The 20064-nt window shown below is 56.5% G+C and carries 15 protein-coding genes; 4 read left to right on the top strand and 11 right to left on the bottom strand.

What is annotated here, in order from left to right; genetic code table 11:
- Positions 1-190: 190 nt before the first annotated feature.
- The 4 genes from OSO_RS0133870 to typA form a co-directional block, all read right to left on the bottom strand.
- A complete protein-coding gene (locus tag OSO_RS0133870) occupies positions 191-1516 on the bottom strand; it encodes a GspE/PulE family protein (protein WP_010587299.1) in 1326 nt (441 codons plus the stop codon).
- A 73-nt stretch (positions 1517-1589) separates the two neighbouring features.
- Positions 1590-2477, bottom strand: coding sequence for a 4-hydroxy-tetrahydrodipicolinate synthase (dapA, locus tag OSO_RS0133865; protein ID WP_029247760.1), 888 nt, complete (start codon positions 2475-2477; stop codon positions 1590-1592).
- Between the two features lie 177 nt (positions 2478-2654).
- Complete coding sequence (locus tag OSO_RS0133860; RefSeq protein ID WP_029247759.1) at positions 2655-3575, bottom strand: NAD(P)-dependent oxidoreductase; 921 nt, start codon at positions 3573-3575, stop codon at positions 2655-2657.
- Between the two features lie 221 nt (positions 3576-3796).
- Positions 3797-5632, bottom strand: a complete 1836-nt coding sequence (typA, locus tag OSO_RS0133855) for a translational GTPase TypA (RefSeq protein WP_010587296.1) — start codon at positions 5630-5632, stop codon at positions 3797-3799.
- Positions 5633-6048: 416 nt separating this feature from the next.
- On the opposite strand from typA, the gene ftsY reads away from it, so the two are divergent.
- From ftsY to rpe, 3 genes are all read left to right on the top strand, one after another.
- Complete coding sequence (ftsY, locus tag OSO_RS0133850) at positions 6049-6996, top strand: signal recognition particle-docking protein FtsY (RefSeq protein WP_010587295.1); 948 nt, start codon at positions 6049-6051, stop codon at positions 6994-6996.
- A gap of 194 nt (positions 6997-7190) precedes the next feature.
- Positions 7191-8075, top strand: coding sequence for a metallophosphoesterase (locus tag OSO_RS0133845; protein WP_050986294.1), 885 nt, complete (start codon positions 7191-7193; stop codon positions 8073-8075).
- A gap of 190 nt (positions 8076-8265) precedes the next feature.
- Positions 8266-8943 carry a ribulose-phosphate 3-epimerase gene (rpe, locus tag OSO_RS0133840; protein WP_010587293.1) on the top strand — a complete coding sequence of 226 codons (678 nt, stop codon included), beginning with the start codon at positions 8266-8268 and terminating at the stop codon, positions 8941-8943.
- A gap of 176 nt (positions 8944-9119) precedes the next feature.
- Here rpe and cysK read toward each other — a convergent pair whose 3' ends face one another.
- The 7 genes from cysK to OSO_RS0133795 all read right to left on the bottom strand — a co-directional run bounded on the left by cysK (position 9120) and on the right by OSO_RS0133795 (position 17911).
- Entirely contained in the window at positions 9120-10052 is a 933-nt protein-coding gene (gene cysK, locus OSO_RS0133835) for a cysteine synthase A (protein ID WP_010587292.1), read from the bottom strand.
- Positions 10053-10247: 195 nt separating this feature from the next.
- The gene (locus OSO_RS0133830; RefSeq protein WP_010587290.1) at positions 10248-11339 is read right to left on the bottom strand and encodes a DUF1573 domain-containing protein; all 1092 of its coding nucleotides are present in this window, start codon (positions 11337-11339) and stop codon (positions 10248-10250) included.
- 46 nt (positions 11340-11385) lie between these two features.
- Positions 11386-12438 carry a DUF1573 domain-containing protein gene (locus OSO_RS0133825; RefSeq protein ID WP_010587289.1) on the bottom strand — a complete coding sequence of 351 codons (1053 nt, stop codon included), beginning with the start codon at positions 12436-12438 and terminating at the stop codon, positions 11386-11388.
- A gap of 674 nt (positions 12439-13112) precedes the next feature.
- Positions 13113-14276, bottom strand: coding sequence for a tRNA pseudouridine(13) synthase TruD (gene truD, locus OSO_RS0133810; protein ID WP_010587288.1), 1164 nt, complete (start codon positions 14274-14276; stop codon positions 13113-13115).
- 133 nt (positions 14277-14409) lie between these two features.
- Positions 14410-15801, bottom strand: a complete 1392-nt coding sequence (locus OSO_RS0133805; RefSeq protein ID WP_040593560.1) for a hemolysin family protein — start codon at positions 15799-15801, stop codon at positions 14410-14412.
- A gap of 103 nt (positions 15802-15904) precedes the next feature.
- Positions 15905-16444, bottom strand: coding sequence for a nuclear transport factor 2 family protein (locus OSO_RS0133800; RefSeq protein ID WP_010587286.1), 540 nt, complete (start codon positions 16442-16444; stop codon positions 15905-15907).
- Positions 16445-16612: 168 nt separating this feature from the next.
- Positions 16613-17911, bottom strand: coding sequence for a Trx7/PDZ domain-containing (seleno)protein (locus OSO_RS0133795; protein WP_010587285.1), 1299 nt, complete (start codon positions 17909-17911; stop codon positions 16613-16615).
- 444 nt (positions 17912-18355) lie between these two features.
- Here OSO_RS0133795 and OSO_RS0133790 point away from each other — a divergent pair, with 444 nt between their 5' ends.
- Positions 18356-20035 (top strand): GspE/PulE family protein, encoded by a 1680-nt coding sequence (locus OSO_RS0133790; RefSeq protein ID WP_010587284.1) that lies wholly within the window; start codon positions 18356-18358, stop codon positions 20033-20035.
- Positions 20036-20064 lie beyond the last annotated feature (29 nt).

Here is a 20064-nt window from a genome sequence, read left to right as displayed (position 1 = left end):
ACGAGGATTCTCCTCGTTACCAAGCGGGAACTTCTCCTCGCCTCCTCGTTACCAAGCTCCGCTTGGTAACGCCTCTCGCGATTCCGCTTTCAGTAGCCGAGAAGCGTCGCGACGACCATTGCGCACGCTTCTTGGCTGCAGGAAGCGTTACCAAGCAGGAGCTTGGTAACGAGAAGAAACTGGAATTGCGCTACCCCTTGAACACGCGCTGCAATTCTTCCAGAGACGTCTTCCCTTCGGCGACGAGCCGCAGGCCGTCACGATGGAATGTCAGGCATCCTTCCGCACGAGCCAGCGTCTTGATCTGATCGGGTGGCGCCCCGGTTGCAATCAGTTTGCGAATCGGGTCTGTCACGAGAATTGCTTCGATCATTGCGACGCGACCATAGAACCCAACGCCGCCACACTTGTCACAGGGCTCGGATTCTTCGCCGGTTTTTTCGTCGACGATCGGCTCACCCTTGCGATAGAGAATCTTTGTTTCGGGCGGCAGTCCCACCTTCTCGAGCAGCTTCGGATTCGGTCGGAACGCTTCCCGGCACTGGGTACAAAGCAATCGGACCAGCTTCTGACTGAACACACCGTCAATGGTTTCGCTGGCCAGCTGAGGATCGCCGGACCATTGGGTTAGCTGTGCAATCGCATGCGAACAGTCCTTCGCCTGCATCTCGCTGACGATGCAGATGCGATTGGCAACGCCCATCAGCTCTTTCGTCGTTTCGGCGTCGCGGATCGGATCAACAAAAATGACGTCGGCCTCTTCCCGCATCATACGCATCATCGACTGCGTCAGGCTATCGCCTGCATTGACTTCAAACTGCTTGATATTCAGCAGTTCGCGCGAAGTCTTGGCGATCGAATAGATCGAGTACAGATAGACATCAATCCCGCGCAGCACGGCGTAGGTTGTCGTCGTGACACCCGTACCGGGCATCCCGCAACAGATCACCAACCCGTGTCGATTGCTGGTCAGATCACGGATGCTTTGCCGCAATGGCTCGCCGAAACCCAGATCGTTGGGTGTTTCCAGCTTGATGCTGAGATTGCGAATCCTGACGGTCAGCCGTTCCGTCCCTTCGGCCTGCGGCGTAACTTCCACGGCGAGTTCATACTTCGTGCCCTGGAATTCGGCTTTGACCCCACCCGATTGCGGTCGGCCCCGCAGTCGTGCGTCCAGGCCGCACAAGACTTTCAACATCTGAATAATCGCGTTCGCCTGCGATTTGGGCATTCGGCCGCCGGAATAGGGCAGACCGTCGATCGACAGCGCCACCTGGGCTTTTTCACCCTTGATCTCCATCCGCAAAATTTCGGCGCGGCGTTCCAGGGCGTCGGTGATCAGGTCTTTCGTGGGCCGCAGCGCCGCTTGCACAAGTCGCGCGTTCGCTGCCATGTCCGTCGTGCGATCGAACATCGCCCCCTGAAAATTGACAAGATCGACATCCTCGTCATCTTCATCTTCGTCGTCATCATCCTTGTCGGGCTGGCGCTGCTTCTTTCCAAATCCCCAAGCCATTCCAAAACCTCTTTCTCAATCGACGCGCACGTTGGATGACACTGATCCTTCGACGACCGACAAGCGCAGCGGATTAAATCAAACCATAGTCGGTCAACGTCTTTCGCAGCCGCGTCTCTTCCGTAGCCGACAGCGGCGTGAGCGGCAACCGCAGTTCACCCGTGTCGCGACCGAGCATCTTCATCGCAATCTTCACGGGAATGGGGTTCGTCGCGATTCCCAGCATGTCGCGGCAGAGCGCGAACAGCTTGAAATGCCAGCGTTGGGCTTCGGCAATGTTCCCGGCCTTGAACGCCTTGAGGAGCTCAACCATATCACCCGGAACGATGTTCCCCACGACCGACACAATTCCGCTGCCGCCCAGCGCCAGCAATGGCAGCGTCAGACTGTCGTCGCCTGAGAGAACGGTCAAATTCGTCTGAGCCAGAGTTTGCGAAGCCTGGTCCATCGAACCGGTCGCTTCTTTGATCGCAACAACGGACGGAATCTCGGCAATCCGAGCCACGACGTCGGGCTCCATATTCTTGGCCGTCCGGCCCGGAATGTTGTACAGAATAATCGGAATCTCGACCGCTTCAGCAACGGCGCGATAGTGCTGATAGAAGCCTTCACCCGTTGGCTTGTTGTAGTACGGCGCCACCATCATCGCGCCGTCGGCTCCGACCGACTTCGCGAACTTGGTCAGCTTGATCGCTTCGGCAGTGCTGTTCGATCCCGTTCCCGCCATGACTTTGATGCGGCCGGCGGCGTGTTCGCAAACGACAGCGATCACACGTTCGTGTTCTTCCGTCGAAAGCGTCGGGCTTTCGCCTGTCGTTCCCACCGGGCACAAACCGTTCGTCCCCTGGGCGATTTGCCAATCGACCATCTTCTTCAGCGCGGGCTCGTCGACCTTGCCGTCCTTGAACGGTGTCACGATGGCGACGGTCAACCCGGCGAATTGTTCCCCCTTGCGTGTCATCTGCGGCAATTCCTGTTCTGAAGTTGAGCCCGATTGAGATCCATGATTTCGGAGCTCGTTCTGTGCTGAATCGAGTTGTCTGAGTCGAATTTCCAAGGGGGCGATTGTTCGCAATACAGCGACATTCTGCCCCGCGGCGTCATCATCTGAGAATCGCGAATTTGTGATTCAGCCGAATTATTTTCGACTTTTCCAATCCATCCCCGCCATTTCCGCCAAGGCCAGCATGAGCGCATGGGTCCCGTTTCGTCCCCAGCCCTTTGCTTTCACCGAAAGGTACAACTGCTCGCCGAGCGCCAGCCCGGGCAGACTCAGCCCCATCCGCTTGGCTTCGGACAACGCGATTCCCATATCCTTAATGAAGTGTTCGACGAAAAAACCGGGATCAAAGTTGTTGTTCATGATCCGGGGACCAAGGTTGCTAAGCGACCAGCTTCCCGCGGCACCGGGTCCCACCGATTGAAGCATCGTGGGCAGGTCAAGCCCCGCCTTATAACCGTACAGCAGCGACTCACAGACGCCGATCATGTTTGTGGCAATCAGAATCTGATTCGCCATCTTGGTGTGCTGCCCAGCCCCCGCACCGCCTTGATACACAAGGGTCTTTCCCATCGCGTTAAAGAGCGGCATCAGGTTTTCGACAATCGGCTTGTCGCCCCCAATCATGATCGACAGCGTGGCGTTCTTTGCCCCGATATCTCCCCCCGAAACCGGCGCGTCGACGCTATGCACATTCTTCGTCTGAGCCGCCTGATAGATCTCAACCGCCAGGGAAGGTTCGCTGGTTGTCATGTCCACCAGGATATTTCCGGGTTTCGACCCAGCCAGCGCCCCATCGGCCCCAAGCATTACTTCGCGAACGTCGCTCGGAAAACCCACGATCGAAAACACCACATCCGATTGCTCGGCCACCGCCTTGGGTGTTTCCGCCCAAGCCGCACCACGCGAAATCAGTGGTTCGGCTTTGCTTTTCGATCGAGTGAACACCGTCGCAGAATAGCCGGCACCGATCAGGTGACCGACCATGCTTGACCCCATGACGCCGGTCCCAATCCAACCAATTCGAGTCGTACCGGGTTTGATCGCCGCTGGCATCATCGTGTCTGTCCTGTTGCTGATTCCGGAATCAAGGTCGCTCGACATTCGCGGCCCGTTTGGCACACATCGTCTGGAAGCAGAAGTATACCGCTCCTTTATCCCCTTTTCACCTAAACAGCCGGTCCAACGCCGCTCGGTTGAGATCCCAATGAACTAAAAAACAACCCCCAGACGCATCGAGCGCTGGGGGCCGGATCGATTCAAATTGAACACCGCAGTGATCAGGCGTTCGCGGAACTGCGAACTTCCCGTTTGCGTTCTTGTTCCGTCAGGCGGATTTTACGCAACCGAATGACCTGCGGGGTCACTTCGACATATTCATCGTCTTCGATGTATTCGAGAGCCGCTTCCAGCGACATCTTTCGTGGCGGCTTCAGTTGGATATTTTCATCCGACCCTGAAGCACGCATGTTGGTCAACTGCTTTTCCTTGATGGGATTTACAACCATGTCGTTATCGCGTGAGTTCTCACCAACGATCATGCCTTCGTAGACGTCATCGCCGGGGCCGACGAACATTTCGGCACGTTCTTGCAGCTTGAACAATGAAAACCCGACCGCGCGACCTCGTTCTTGAGAAACAAGCACGCCGTTCTGGCGATGTGGCACTGAGCCTTCAACCGGCTTGTACTGTTCGAACCGGTGATGGATGACCGCTTCGCCCTTCGTCGCGTTCAGCATGCGGGTTCGAATCCCGATCAGACCGCGTGAGGGGATCGAAAACTCCAAGTGAGTCGAACCGTGATCGTTGGCCGTCATTTCGACCAATTCGCCGCGACGGTTGCCCACGATTTCCATGACCGGACCGACGTAGTCGGTTGGAACGTCGATCACAAGAATTTCGAATGGCTCGCACATCTTGCCGTCGATCGGCTTACGAATGACGGTCGGCTTTCCGACGGACAACTCATAACCTTCGCGTCGCATCGTTTCGATCAGAATTGCCAGGTGCAACACGCCGCGGCCCGAGACCTTGAAAGCATCTTTTTCTCCGAACTCTTCGATTCGCAGCGCGACGTTGGATTCGAGCTCTCGCATCAACCGTGCCCGGATATGCCGACTGGTCAGGTACTTCCCGCCGCCATTCTGACCCGCCAGAGGCGACGAATTGATCGTGAAAAGCATCGACAGAGTAGGCTCGTCAACGCTGATGCGTGGCAGAGCAATCGGATTCAATGGATCGGCAACGGTATCGCCAATTTCAGGCTTTTCGAGACCGGTCAAGGCAACAATGTCACCCGCCGTCGCCTCTTCCACCGCCGCCCGGCCCAGCTTGTCAAACAACTCGACCGTGACGACCTGATCGTTTACCTTTGATCCGTCGGCCTTCATCAGCACGACTTTTTGACCCGGCTTGATCGAACCACCGACGATTCGCCCCGTCGCAATGCGGCCGACGAACTCGGAGTAGGCCAGCGATGTGACCATCATCTGGAAGGGACCAGCACTGTTCGTCGCGGGACCAGGCACTTTCTCGATGATCATATCGAGCAACGGCTTGATCGTGTCACCGAAAACGGCGGGATCGTGTGTGGCGAATCCGGCGCGACCACTGGCGAAAATATAAGGAAAATCGAGCGTTGCGTCGTCCGCACCAAGTTCGACAAACAGGTCAAACGTTTCGGAAAGAACGTCGTCGGGTCGAGCGTCGGATCGGTCGATCTTGTTGACGACGACGATGGGCTGAAGACCGACTTCGAGCGCCTTCTGCAACACGAAACGCGTCTGAGGGCGGGGACCTTCGAAGGCATCAACCAGGACGAGACACCCATCCGCCATTTGCAGCACGCGTTCGACTTCGCCACCGAAGTCGGCGTGGCCGGGCGTGTCGATAATATTAATCTTCACACCCATGTAGTTGAGTGCAATGTTTTTGGCAAGAATCGTAATCCCGCGTTCGCGTTCTAGATCGTTTGAATCCAGGATACAGTCCTGCTGAACCTGCGATTCGCGAAACTGCCCGCTGGCCTTGATCAGGCAGTCAACGAGTGTCGTCTTTCCATGATCGACGTGTGCGATAATGGCGATGTTGCGGATGTCTGAACGTCGGGTATTCATAGCGACTCGATGAGCGGGCTTCCGGGCAGGAAGCGGACCAGTGGAAACGGAAATTGCTCAGAAATCAGCCGGGGAAGGAAGTCGTGGCAAGAAGACTCACGGCGGGCAGACTCTGGCTGGCACAGCTCTTCACACACAGGGCTGGCGCGCAGGTTGCAGTGAAGCATTGGGATTCTAGCAAATCGTACAGCCCGAGTGAAGCCCGTTTTTGACCTAGACTGGTCTGTTTTGCACGGATTCTCGATCAACGGAATCCCTGTTCATCCCAAATATGAGTCGTTTTGAGAAGTTTTTGATCGTTGTTTCACAATCCGGCCATCCGTTCCCACTCAGGAGGGATTTGATGTCGTCTGGTATGATACTTATGATCCGACCCGACCAGCGCCGCGCGTCACGTTTATCGAGATCTGGGAACTATGGGCTTTTTTGACAAACTGAAACAAGGGTTGCAGCGAACCAAGCAACTGTTGTTTACCGACGTCCGCGACATCTTCCGTTCGGGCGAAATCCTTGGCGAATCACAACTGGAACAGTTCGAAGGCCGTCTGATTCGAACGGACATGGGTGTCGCCGCATCATCACTGATCGTCGGCGAGCTGCGCGAGAAGTACCTCGGCCGAACCGTTGTCGTCGATGAGCTGTGGGGTTCGATCAAAGACACGGTGAAAGGCTTGCTCAAGGGCACAAACGGCACCGTCTGGGACCCCGACCAACCGCTGTCACCGTTGCGATTCGCCGAAACAAACCCCACCGTCATCCTGGTGACGGGCGTTAACGGAACGGGAAAGACAACGTCGATCGCGAAACTCGCCAAACTGCTGACGACCTCTGGTAAGAAAGTCATGCTCGCCGCGGGTGACACGTTCCGTGCCGCCGCCGTCGAACAATTGACGATGTGGAGCCAGCGGCTCGGCTGCGAAATCGTCACTCGCCCCAGTGGCACGGACCCAGCCAGCGTTGCCTTCGCCGGATGCGAAGAAGCCCTGAAAGCAGGCGTCGACGTGCTGATTATCGACACCGCAGGGCGGCTGCATAACCAGGCCAACCTGATGAAGGAACTCGAAAAGATCCGCCGCGTCATCGACAAGAAAATTCCAGGAGCCCCCCACGAATGCCTGCTGGTCATTGACGCCACCACCGGCCAAAACGGATTGAATCAGGCCCAGCACTTTGGCGAAGCCGCTCAATGCACCGGAATTGTCCTGGCAAAACTCGATGGAACCGCCAAGGGTGGAGTGACTGTGGCCATCCGCCAGCAAATGGGAATCCCCGTGAAGTACGTCGGTGTCGGTGAGCAGATCGACGACCTTCAACTTTTCAATGCAGATAACTTCGTGAGTGCGCTCTTCGACCAACCCAGCTAGTGGAGCTTCAATCCTGAATTGGCACGTCGACGAACGCGCTGCGAGCAGGCCGACCGCACCTGCAGGCGACGCTCGCGAACCTGCCAAGCCAGAGTGGCTGAGCCACGAGACCGTTTTCCCAGGCAGCATCAGATTTGAACGGAACGCCTCAAGAATCGCTGGAACCAAATGCCCCGCCCGCGATGACGACAGGGATGTCACGCCGCACCTGGCTGAAGCGTAGCGCCGCAGCGATCGCTGCCGGTGCTGCCGGAATCGGTCTCTACTCCCGGTCATTCGAACCCCACTGGGTCGAAGTCGTCAGGCGAACGCTTCCCATCGAAGGCCTGCCTGCGTCACTTGAAGGGAAAACACTGGTCCAGATCAGCGATATCCATATCGGCGATCGCGTTTCCGAGACGTTTCTGATCGACTGGTTTCAACGCGTCACCCAATGGCAGCCCGAGTTCGTGGTGATGACGGGGGACGTCGTCTCGACTCGCGAAGACAATTCCCTGCCACTGAACGCCATGAGGCGGGTGCTAAAGCATTTCCCTCAAGGAACACTGGGGACGCTTGGCGTTCTGGGAAACCACGATTACGGCAAGTTCTGGACGGACAATCATGTGGCAAATGTGGTTGCCGGAATGGCAACCGACGTCGGAATCCAACTGCTTCGCAATGCTCGTTGTGAGATCGCAGGTCTGCAGATCGTCGGCTTCGATGATTTGTGGAGCCCAAACTTTGGCCACCAAAAGGTGATTGCTGAAACAGACATCACTCGACCAACCATCACTCTGTGTCACAACCCCGATGCAGCGGACCTACCGATCTGGGGAGGCTACCGAGGCTGGATCTTGTCGGGCCACACGCACGGCGGTCAGTGCAAAGCCCCCTTTCTCCGCCCCCCCCTATTGCCAGTCAAGAACCGAAACTATGCCGCGGGTGAAATTGCGCTCGCCGATGGCCGACACCTGTATGTCAACCGCGCGCTGGGACACTCGTTACAAATCCGCTTCAATGTTCGCCCTGAAATTACGGTCTTCCAATTGAACCGAGAACACACAGACCAACCGGCTCAGAACTCCACACCGGGATAGCCACCACCTGCCACGAAGAATCGTCAGGCCACGGTCGAAAAACACCTTCGGCTCTCTGGCCACGCAGCCACCTCCGTGCGGCCCGACTGCCGGTTTTCAGCAAATGGCTCCACGAAAGTTCACGGCGACGGTAGGCTTACATCACACACCATTCGTAACGCAACCAAACCCTTCTGGGACCAGAGAAACCATGACCATTTCCAAAACAACACACCGCCCCCCGATCATTGCACCCTCAATGTTGAAATGCGATTTTGGCGACCTGCGTGGCGAGCTGGCACGCCTGGACGCCGCGGGCTCAAACTGGGCGCACTGGGATGTGATGGACGGTCACTTCGTCCCCAACCTGTCGTATGGCGCGCTCCTGATCCAAAGCGTTCGGCCTTTGACCAAAGCCTTCTTCGATGCCCACCTGATGATCAGCGATCCCGCAAAATATCTGGATGACTACATCAAAGCCGGATGCGATGCGATCACCTTCCACATCGAGGCCGTCCCCGCACCAACAGAGCTCCTCAAACGAATTCGTGCAGCGGGCCGCCAGGCCGGGTTGGCCATCAATCCTGGAACGCCCGCCGATAAGATCGAACCCTTTCTGGCAGATTGCGACCTGGTTCTGGTGATGAGCGTCGAGCCTGGTTTTGGCGGACAGAAGTTCATGCCACAAGTGCTGGACAAAGCACGCACCATCCGGGCCAAAATGCCGAAGGAAGCCCTGCTCTCGATCGATGGCGGGATCGCGGCACCGACGATCGGATCAGCCGCCGCGGCGGGCTGCCAGGTCTTTGTCGCGGGAAGTGCGATCTTCGACGAACAGGATTATGGCGCCGCAATGACGCACCTGATCCAATCGGCCAATGCGGGTTAATTCACGTACCAGTCACAAAAAGGCCCTGCTTGCCGCAATCCGGCGTGCGTAGCCATGCACACAATCAGTCGACCTCGAGCCAATGTGGCCAAACCAAATCGCGCTCTCGAAATGAAAAACCTCTTCGTGCTCTCTCGTTTCGAGAGCGCGAAGAGGTTGCAAAGCGAGACTGCGAATCAGGCTCGAAGATCTTCGAACAAGGCCGTCGAAAGATAGCGTTCACCACTGTCTGGCAGGATCGTGACGATAACCTTGCCTGCGTTTTCAGGACGGGCCGCAATCTTCAATGCCGCAGCCATCGCAGCGCCACAACTGATCCCGCAGGTGATGCCTTCCAGCTTCATCAGCTTCTTGGCGGTCTCGATCGACTCGTCGTCCGTCACTTGAATGACTTCATCAATGATGGATCGATCCAGGATCTCAGGAATAAAACCGGCGCCAATGCCCTGAATCTTATGCTTGCCCGGCAAGCCACCGGACAACACCGGGCTTGCGGACGGCTCGACGGCGATGGATTTGATCGGCAGCTTCTTTTCGTTCTTCAGGTAGCGCGAGACACCCGTAATCGTCCCCCCCGTACCGACACCCGCGACGAAGAAGTCGACTTTGCCTTCGGTATCGTTGAAGATTTCAGGGCCCGTGGTCTTGAAGTGAATCGCGGGATTGGCGGGGTTCTTGAACTGCTGCGGCATGTACCAGCCGTCTTGCTTCGACAGCTCTTCCGCCTTGGCAATCGCGCCTTTCATCCCATCGGCACCGGGAGTGAGGATCAACTCTGCACCGAAGCTCTTGAGCATCATTCGTCGTTCGACGGACATTGTCTCGGGCATCGTCAACGTCAGTGGGTAACCGCGTGCGGCACAAACATAGGCCAGCGCGATCCCAGTATTGCCGCTCGTCGGCTCGACGACATGCATGCCTGGCTTGAGCTTGCCCGACGCTTCGGCATCCCAAATCATCGATGCGCCAATTCGGCACTTCACGCTGTAGGCGGGATTTCGACCTTCAATCTTGGCCAGCACGGTCGCGTTCAACCCTTGTGTCAATCGATTGATTTTCACGAGCGGCGTGCGGCCAATGGACTCGGAGTTGTCCTTATAAATGGGCATCTTGCAATTTCCTTCCGTTGAATCGAAGAAATCCGTTTTCACGCCTGGACGGGCTATTGCGGGAAGCATCGAGAATGTCAGCGCTTACGTCAATCCCGCGAACCGGTTTTATGGCATTCGTCAGACGCCAGCGCCACACAGCAGAATCGAACGACTTCGGGCGCCATCCATGCAACGGAAGGCGACGCGTCGACCTTAGGGAGCCGACCCCGATTGCGGCGAAGCGGGCTCAATCCGGCCCCGTGCTTTGAACGTAATTGGTTCTTCATGTCCGCTGACAGTCAAGAAGAACTCTTCCTCAAACGGCCCGGGTTCATCCGGGGGAGTGAACGTCAGCAGCAGTTGATGGAACGGCTTGCTGTCGGGCGATTTTTCCACCTTGATCGATTCCTCGGACCGTGTTCGTTCGAACTTCTCGATCTTGAACGGCTTCGGAGGCTGTTTGGTGTATCGAACCACCACCGAGATTTTCTTCGGCTTTCCGACGATCAGTTTCCCGAAGTCGGCGTTCGTGACGACAATATCCGGCTCGATCCGGGCATCAACCTGGACCGGAATCTGCGGATTGTTGGCATCGTCGGTGACCAGGATCAACTGATCTCGTAGCGTCCCGATCGGTGCCGTCGGCAGCAACTTGACGATCAATTCATAACTGACGGCACCACCGCCGCGACCGCGTTCGACAATCTCTGCAGTGACATGCGGTCCGCTACACTTCGCGGATAGCAATCGCCAGTCGTTCCGGCCAGCGTAGTTCACCAGGATTCGCTGTTCAGTCTCTTTCTGAGGATCGACAGATCCGAAATTGACTGAGCCCGGCTGCAGCACGACATCCGTTCGGATATAGCCTTCTGCGACGACGGTTGCCGTCGCGGCGTGGCCATTGACCGTATTGAGCAGCGTGATGATCCCGCGTTTGTTTCGCTGCTCGCCATGATGACGGATCGTATCCAACCGAAGCGTCAGGATCTTTTCCTGACCACTAGGAATCACGATCGGCCCGGCAAGAACCCCGCCGCGACTTTCGTCCCACGAGATGCAACCACACGATGTCGTGAGGCTGGTGATCTGCATTTCTTCTTTATACAGATTCGTCACGCGGATGCGGAACGAAACGTCCTGCCCCCGCGCGACGCTCTTATAGTTGATGTTCCACATCTCTTTGTCGACCATCGCCCGGGCCCAATCTTCTTCCCCAGCGGGCAAGCCTTGGGCAGGCAATGCAGACACTGCAATCAGCAGCATTCCGATCGACGTCAAACACCGAACTACCAACGCATTCAACATTGCTCACGCTTCCTGCAAACACGACGATGGATCGTGCGGAGCAACTTTACGGCTGTGTCACCGGCTTTGCGACGGTAACAGACTGGTCCATGACGCGACCCTTGGCCTTGAAGGTCACCCGTTGCTCACGGCCGGAGATAGTAAGAAAGAATTCCTCTTCAAACAACCCGTGTTCACCAGTCGGAGTAAACGTCATAGGTAGCATATGTACCGTCGACACCGATTCAGGTGCCTTCACCTTGAAATTATCGTCCTGATTCGCTCGGTCGATTTTCTCGATTTTGAACGGTTTTTTGCCCCGGACGACGATATTCATCGTCTTGGACTGACCCGAAGCGACCTGACCGAACTGAACGTCCGCAACCACAATATCTGGCTCGACTTGCGCTTCGACAGCCACAGCGTAACCAGAGTCACCGACGTCATTTGTGACGAGCAGCATTTGATCCCGCAACTTCGAAACAGGGGTATCGCCTTTTAGCGTCACGACGACCTCGTAATTGGCGGTTCCCCCCGCTCGACCTTTTTCCAAGACTTTTGTCGTCAAATAGGGGCTGTTGACTTTTGCCTGAGTAATCGCCCAATCAGGTCGACCGCCGGTGTAAGACACATTCAGGCGATGCTCCATCGCCTGCCCCAGATCAACTTGCCCAAAATTCAGCAAATTTGTCTGTAGCACAACGTCAGTACGAATCCGGCCTTGAACCGGAATCGAGATGGACGCGGTGGAACCGCGGGTCGGTTCCGAAAGCTGCACGAACGCGGTTACGTTCTTGTCGCCCTGATGGCGAACGGTATCGAGCCGAATCGACAGTTCCTGCGTTTGCCCCGAAGCCAGCCGAATCGGCGTCCGGTCACGTTCTTGCCATGAGATACATCCACACGACGTCGAAAGGCTCGTAATCAGAATATCCTCTTTGTAGATATTCTTGACATTGAACTTGAATACGACATCGCCGTTTTTCGCGACCGATCCAAATCGGACTTCCGTCCGATCGAACATCTTGCGACCCCAGTCGTAGTCTTGGGCAGACAACGACGATGCAGAGACCACCAACAATAACGCACTTAACGGTCGAACTAAGGCAGGGGAAAACATCGTTCTCTCGCTTCGTTGAAGCTAAACAGGGTTGAACGACAGAAGAGCCCCAGCCATTCCACAGCCTGGGCACGAGGACTTTACGCGTCAACTCGTTTGCAAACCTTCATTTCGAGCCTCCATTAGCGACATTATGCGCGCTTGAAAAATCTGTCAACGGAAGTTTTTCCGCTGATTTCAAGATGTTTTCGCAATTCGTCACGAACTAGGCTCTACGCCCATCAAGAACCAATTGCCTTCGCAGTTCCACAAACTCACCCAACCCTGCCCACGTGCGCATGTCGATTCATTTGACAGTTGGTTTGTGAGATCTTGACTTGCCAGTTGAGCCATTTCGGCGGAACGTCAAAGACATCACGACTTGACTTATTCATTCAGGAACAGTCGCCCCTGTGACAACAATCGTTACGGACAACGCGAGCGTCTGTGATCATTGTCTGCTCCACCTCGCAATTGTTGCTTGGAAGTTCCGCAAATTTCAAAAAAATCCGACCAAAACAACGATAGACACGTGCCGTCCCGAGCCAGAATTGACAGGTCGATGAATTGACACCGAGCAGGCGGCAAACCTGCGGGTCGTACGCGAACCTGCCGGAGCAGAGTGGCCGCACCACGATATCACTCACACTTCGCGATTTACGCAGACACCGCAAGACACAAGACAGTCATCCGACTCACGTGTGCGTCAAACGCTTCACCAGAATGGTCGCGTACGATCCTCGGGGAAGCACGAACTGCAGCGTGACTCGCTGCCGCCCGACATTCAATTCATCACGACCAGACAGGTCGATTCGAAGCTGGTCTGGCTTCACGACCGCGGATCGTTCTCCCTTCGAGAAGAAGCTGTCTCGCGGATACTTCACCCGTAGCTCACGCAGCGCCAACCCCTGCTCACCGGCCACGCGTTCGTAAAGATCGAGCAACCGCCCCTCCTCAAGATGCAGCCGGGCGGACGGAAGCGGAAGCGTGCAATCGCTGAGCATCGCTGTTTCGTCATCCGCCAGTTCATCAAAGAACGGCGCATTCGACGTAGCGAGTGGCACGGACCACAGCCTGTCCGGCTGGACGATCTCCCGAAGTGTTTCGGCAAGGCACCGATTCCACAGATCACTTTGAAATGCCGCCAGCCAGATGCTGCGAAGATCCTGCCGCTGCAAGGCAAAGGCGTCGCGGAAACGTGTCGGATGATCAACGAGATAGGTAATGACACTGCGTCGCGACGACTTGTCGAGTAGTGACTTACAGGACTGCCACTCGCCCCAATAGCGCCTGACAATCTCTTTTTCATCCCGATCACGAGGTCGATCGTGCGTATTCGGCTCGGCGATCGCCAGCCAGAGAGCTCGTTCGTAATTCCCCTGGCACCAGGGTTTCGCGATGAACTCGCCGGATTCCCCCAGTGAGCCGAACCGCTGGTCGTCGTAGTAGTTCGGTACACCGAACCGCGAAACCAACTCACGCTCGCCGACAATCTTCTGTGCGGCCGCTTCCGTCAGGTTCCGTAAGACAATGTAAAAGCGATTCGCCGAGATGTCGTGCGGGCCAAAGTGACGACTGGCCTGCCCCTGGTACTCCAGCGAGAAGCTCTCTTCCCGCAGATCGCGCCGCGGTCCCCGTTGAATCGTGATCCATTGCCGCGTCGTAGCGTGCTTGTCCTTGAGACCGCCGTATCCAATCGCCCGCCGGGGAATATTCCAGCGTTCCGAGATCGCCGTCACCGCCTCGGGAGTCCCCAGCGACCGCTTAATGAGCAGGTAGACCGCGAACTGCCCGCCATCCAACGAAAAATCGCTGAGTTCTTCGACTTCGAAATCTTCGGGCAAGCTTTTGAGCTTCATGAACCATCCGGCGCGTGATCAAGTTTCAAGAGAGACGAAAGACGCCATCTTAGAAGATCGACCGGCCCGCTGACGAGCGTCGTTTCCGACAGAGACCACGGAACACGCTTTGGCACATTGCTCCGCGTTTGGGTTACTCCCCCATTTTGGATTCGGTCTCGTCGCTTTCCTTCTCGCTGTCTTTCTTTTCCGCGTCTTTTTTCTCATTGAGCTGCTGGATCAACAGTCGATCGATCTTCGGACCGTCCATATCCACGATCTCAATCCGCAAATCGTTCCACTCCATCACATCGCCGATTTTGGGCGGACGCTTCAGCAGTCCCAGCACGAGTCCCGAGACGGTGCCGACGCCGCGCGGAACCGGTTCGGACCAGCGAGACACATCCAGCGCCTTTTCGAGCTCGTGCAGGTTCGACAAGCCATCCACGGACAGGCTGCCGTCTTCTCGTACGACAATATCGGGATCGTGGTCGTCACCATCCCTGCCATGACGATGTTCGTCATGAATGTCGCCTACCAGCATTTCGAGCACATCTTCCAGTGTCACCATTCCCTGAGTTCCACCATACTCGTCCAATACAATCGCCAATTGCGTTTTGTGTTGTCGGAACAGTTCGAGCAATCGGGTGATGGTGATCGATTTGGGAATGAACAGCGGCTTTCGAATCATCCTGCGTAAATCGATCGGACGCCCCAGATACTGCTGCAGGAAGACATCCTTCAAGTAGACAAAGCCGACGATGTGGTCGATCGTTCCTTCGCACACGGGAATCCGTGAGAACCCCGACATCGCCAGGGCCCCAACCACCTCGCTCGAGGGGGTATCCAGATCCAGCGCATCAATGTCGATGCGTGGACGCAGGATTTCACTGACCGTGCGATCACCCAGGCGCAAAGCCTCCATCGCGACTTTTTGCTCGGATTCTTCCAGCAAGCCCGCTTCGGTCCCGGCACTAATCAAATGCTGAATATCTTCGACCGAAACCGTTGGCTGCTGGTCCACCTGTTGTCCCAGCACACGCAGCACCAGCCGCGTGGTCGCTTGCAGGAACCAGATCACCGGTCGTGATCCGCGCTGCAGAAACATCATCGGATAGGCGACGAACCGTGCCAGGGGCTCTGCGTTCTGAAACGCAATCCGTTTGGGAACCAGCTCGCCCAGAATCAGTTGGAGAAACGAGACGCCGCACACGACGGCTGTGATCGCCAGTCCTTCGCTGTGATCGCGCGCCCACGAAAGGGGGGCTGACGCAAACAAGGTCTGCAAAGGAATCTGCAACCGAGCCCCGGCAAACGCCGACGCAAAGGTTCCGACCAGCGTGATCCCCACTTGGACCGTCGGCAAGAATCGATCGGCATCCTTTGCCAGATTGAGTGCTACCAGAGAAGCACTGTCGCCATCGTTCGCCCACTGTTCGAGGCGTCCACGACGGGCTGTCAGGATTGCAATCTCAGCGGCGGCGAAGAATCCGTTCAACAACGCCAACAGCAGGATCACACAAAACTCTACAACCCAACTCGGCACGACTTTCTCCGACCGGGAAACCGACAGGAGCCGTGATTATGGGCGAGACGAGGCAGAACAGCCAGTCTCAGATAGGCTGTTCTGCGATTTCAGAGGCGATCGATCAACGATGTTCCATGACTTCCATTTTGTCGCCTTTGATCGGATCGAGCCGTTCCACGTTCACAATTTTCCACTGCCCGCCCTCTTTTTGATACGTCAGCAGGCACCGAAAAGGGTGATGTGCAGTCATTCCCATCGCAGAAATGGTGGCATTCGCACGAAAATGCACCGTCGCGCTGGACTTCTCGTTCGTGAATGTGGTGTGCAAGTCGGTCAGACGTAAATCATCACGAACTTCCACCATCCCCATGGCGGTCCGACAGATCTCCTTCCATTCAGGCGACGTATCCGAGAAATGGTCCAAAGTCCGCGGGTCACGTCGACGGAACTGGTCGCACATCAGTGCCACATCGCCTTGAAGCCGCTCCCCCTCCGTCACAATCGCCCGCTCAACGGCGTAAATGGCTCCCGTCGCCGCCAAGAGCAGAAAACCGACCGCAAAATACAGATTTCGCCGGTCGCGATTCCAAAACGCGAAACTGACCAAAGCACACAGACCGGCAATCACAATCGGAGGCCAGGGATTTTCCGTGAACCACATGATCGTTCCTCGCAAGATTGGAGACGGGATGTCTGAGACGTGATTTTTAAGTCTAGGCCGGTGTCCAGTAACCGCCAACAGCAATCCACCGCGAATCGGCAGTGGAATGAGAACCCCGCAGCCTGAACTGCCGACCGCTTACCAAAAGTCTCACGAACTCCGGACTGGCTACTCAACCAGCTTGATCATCAACTCTTCTCGGCGGCCATCGCGGAGCACGGTCAGCGGCAAAACATCACCGACGCGATACTCCTGTTTGAGACCGGCGTTGAACTGTCGCGTGTTCCATCGCAACGTTTTCCCCCCGACCCCCACAATCACGTCATTTTCCCTTAATCCATCCGCAACCGCCTGCAGACCACCCGCACTGGGGCGATTGATCCAGCGAACTTCAAGCGCCGAATCGGATTCGGGGATTCCCAGCTTGGCCCGTCCCGCATCGGGCAAGGCAGGTGCCCACGCCTGAAAACGTGGTGGAGCATTCCACATGGATGCACGCCAGGAAAAATCATCGCGTTTCCAATCGTCGGCAAGCTTCAGCGTGTGTGATCCCGATCGATTGGTTTCCACAATGACCTGCGTCGCGGTTCCCGGTCGGTGATGGAGTACCCATTGGATGTCGGCGATTGAGGTCACGCGTTGACCTTCCATTCGCACAATGTCTTCTCCCACAACAAGCCCCGCCGTCGCGGCCGCCGAACCGGCCACCACTTCGGTAATTTTGACGCCGTCACGCCGGTCGATCTTCACCCCGATTCGTTCCGGCAGCGGATACTTCCACATCATCTTCCAGGAATACCGTCCTTCATCGAGAGCCTGCTGATGTTCGGCATCGTGAATGTTGTGGCAGTGAATGCAATTCTGCTTCGTCGTCTGCTCGGCATACTTCGGTCGATTTCGCAGTCCGGGAAGTTCCAGTGCACTCGCAATGGGCTTGACCGGACCCCGCTTGTCGTCCAGTTCTTCGCGATTTTCTGGATAATTCGCATGCAGTTCGAGCACTCGATTCATCGTCGCGAGTAATCCGTCAATCGAGTTATACGCGTCGGCCCCTTCGCTGCTTTGCGTTCCATATCGGGCGTAAATCACGCCGTCGGGATTCAAAAAGATCCCCGCCCAGTTCAAGTCATAGTCAAACTGAAACAGCGACAGGTCGACACCTTTCATCTCAACCTGGCGGACCGACACGAACCGGTCTCGGGCCAGCTTGAGCACCGCCTGGTTGCCATTCGCCACATCGGCATCGAACGCGGCACAGTCCTTACACGGAACACAGCGAAAGGTCACGAACAGCGGCTTATTCTGTTTCTTCGCATCGGCCATCCCCTGCCGCAGATCGTTGTAGACCCAAACGTCGGCCTGATCGGCATGCGTATCATTCAAACGGGTTCGCAACGAATCCTCGGCGATCGCCTGACCGGCAATCACGAGAAGCAGCATCACGCAGGAAACCGACCGATTGCACATCTGTCTCTCGATTCAAAAGTTTTGTGGTGGAAATCACGTTGTGACTGAGAAGGGAACACCTGTCAAATCAGAAAATGACACCAAAACTCTGCTGAAATCCGACCTTCTTCGAAGGCGAACCTGAAAATGGACTGAATCACCCGAATTGTGTCATCGACACGCCTGGACAAGTCGTCAAAATAGCGAGCAGCAGTCTGTTGGAAGCGCGGGAAGGGTCAGCCTCGTCCGATCTCGGAAACGCGACGCCGTCGATCGCACCATGGGACCTGCCCTGTTTTCAATCGTCTGCGACCGTCCGGTTGACCGCTCTGCCCATTCGCTCATCCCGTCAAATCGTCATCGCACCAAGACGGAATTGTCCAGGATGAGTATCATCCAGTCGACAACATGCCGATATCGCCTACCAAACACGGGTCTGCTGCTCGGGATTAACAACACTTCACGATGGACATCGCACAAACCCTCATTCGTCACGGACTGGTCACCCAACCGCAAATTGAGTCCGCGCTGCCGAAGGCCGCCGGAAAACGTGTCGACCGAGTTCTGATCGAAATGGGCCTGGTGAAAGAGGACGACGTCCTGCGCGCGTTCGCCGAAGAACTGGGCATGGACTTTGTCGAGGTCAAACAGGAACAGATCGACGTCAGCCTGCTGATGCAGTTTCCCACGACCGCCGTGTTTCGCCATGCGCTCTTGCCGCTGGCGCGCCGGAACGGCAGCGTCGTCGTCGCCACTAGCGACCCGTTCAACCTGGAAGCGATTGAAGAGCTGTCGTCTGTCAGCGGCTTTCATCTTGAGCCGGTCCTCGCCCGACGCCTGGATGTCATCGAGCTGATCAAAGAACACCTCGGTGTCGGCGGCGACACCCTGAACGAACTGGTCGCACAGCGTTCGGCAGAAGGCATCGAACTGATCGGGGAAATCTCGGGAGACGATTCCGACCTGGCGCAACAAGCCGAAAACGCCTCTGTCATCAAGCTCGTGAATGAACTGCTCGTTGAAGCGTTGGAACAACAGGCAAGCGACGTGCACATCGAGCCTCAAGAAGGCGGCCTGACAATTCGCTACCGCGTCGACGGCCTGCTGCGTGTGCAACCGGTCCCCGAATCGATCTCGCATTTCTTCGCCGCGATCGTCACGCGACTGAAGATCATGTCGAAGCTGAACATCGCGGAAAAACGCGTGCCGCAAGACGGTCGTATTAAACTGAAAGTCTCGGGGCGTGAAATCGACGTGCGTGTTTCGATCATCCCGATGGTCCACGGCGAAGGCGTGGTCATGCGTTTGCTCGACAAAGGACGCATGGTCTTCAACCTCAAAAATGTCGGGATGCCCGAGCATCTGGCGAAGACGTTCCACGAATTGATCGCTCTGCCGCACGGCATCATTCTGGTCACCGGCCCCACCGGTAGCGGTAAGACCTCGACTCTGTATAGCGCTCTGAACGAGATCAAAGAACCGACGATCAAAATCATTACCGTCGAAGATCCCGTCGAATACCAGAACCCCGGCATCAGTCAGATTCAGGTGCACTCGAAAGTCGGATTGACGTTCGCTGCCGGACTCAGAAGCATCTTGCGACACGACCCCGACGTCATTCTGATCGGGGAAATCCGCGATGGCGAAACGGCCGAAGCGGCGATCCAGGCATCCTTGACCGGGCACCTGGTCTTCAGCACGCTGCACACCAACGATGCCCCCGGCGCCTTCGCGCGTCTGGTCGATATGGGCGTCGAACCGTATCTCGTCGCCAGCACGGTCGAAGGGGTTCTCGCTCAGCGACTGGTCCGCGTGCTCTGCAAGCACTGCAAGGAACAGTATTCACCCGCTGATGACGAACTGCCCGAGGATTTTCCTCACCCCGCCCCGGCACTGTTGTGGAAGCCGGTCGGCTGCCGCGAGTGCAAAGGCACGGGCTTCGCGGGCCGCCGCGCGATCTTCGAACTGTTGCGCACCGACCCTGAAATCGGCCGCCTGTGCATCCAACGCGCCAGTAGTACCGAAGTCCGAGAATACGCCTTGAAAAAAGGGATGACATCCCTGCGGATGTCCGGATTTCAAAGCGTCGTTTCCGGCATTACCACGCTGGAAGAAGTCCTGCGCATCACCAAACGCGACTTGTAGTCCACAGGCGCTGCACATCCGCCACAATT

The sequence above is a fragment of the Schlesneria paludicola DSM 18645 genome (assembly GCF_000255655.1).
GTDB lineage: Bacteria > Planctomycetota > Planctomycetia > Planctomycetales > Planctomycetaceae > Schlesneria > Schlesneria paludicola.
This window is presented reverse-complemented; position numbering and strand designations above follow the sequence as displayed.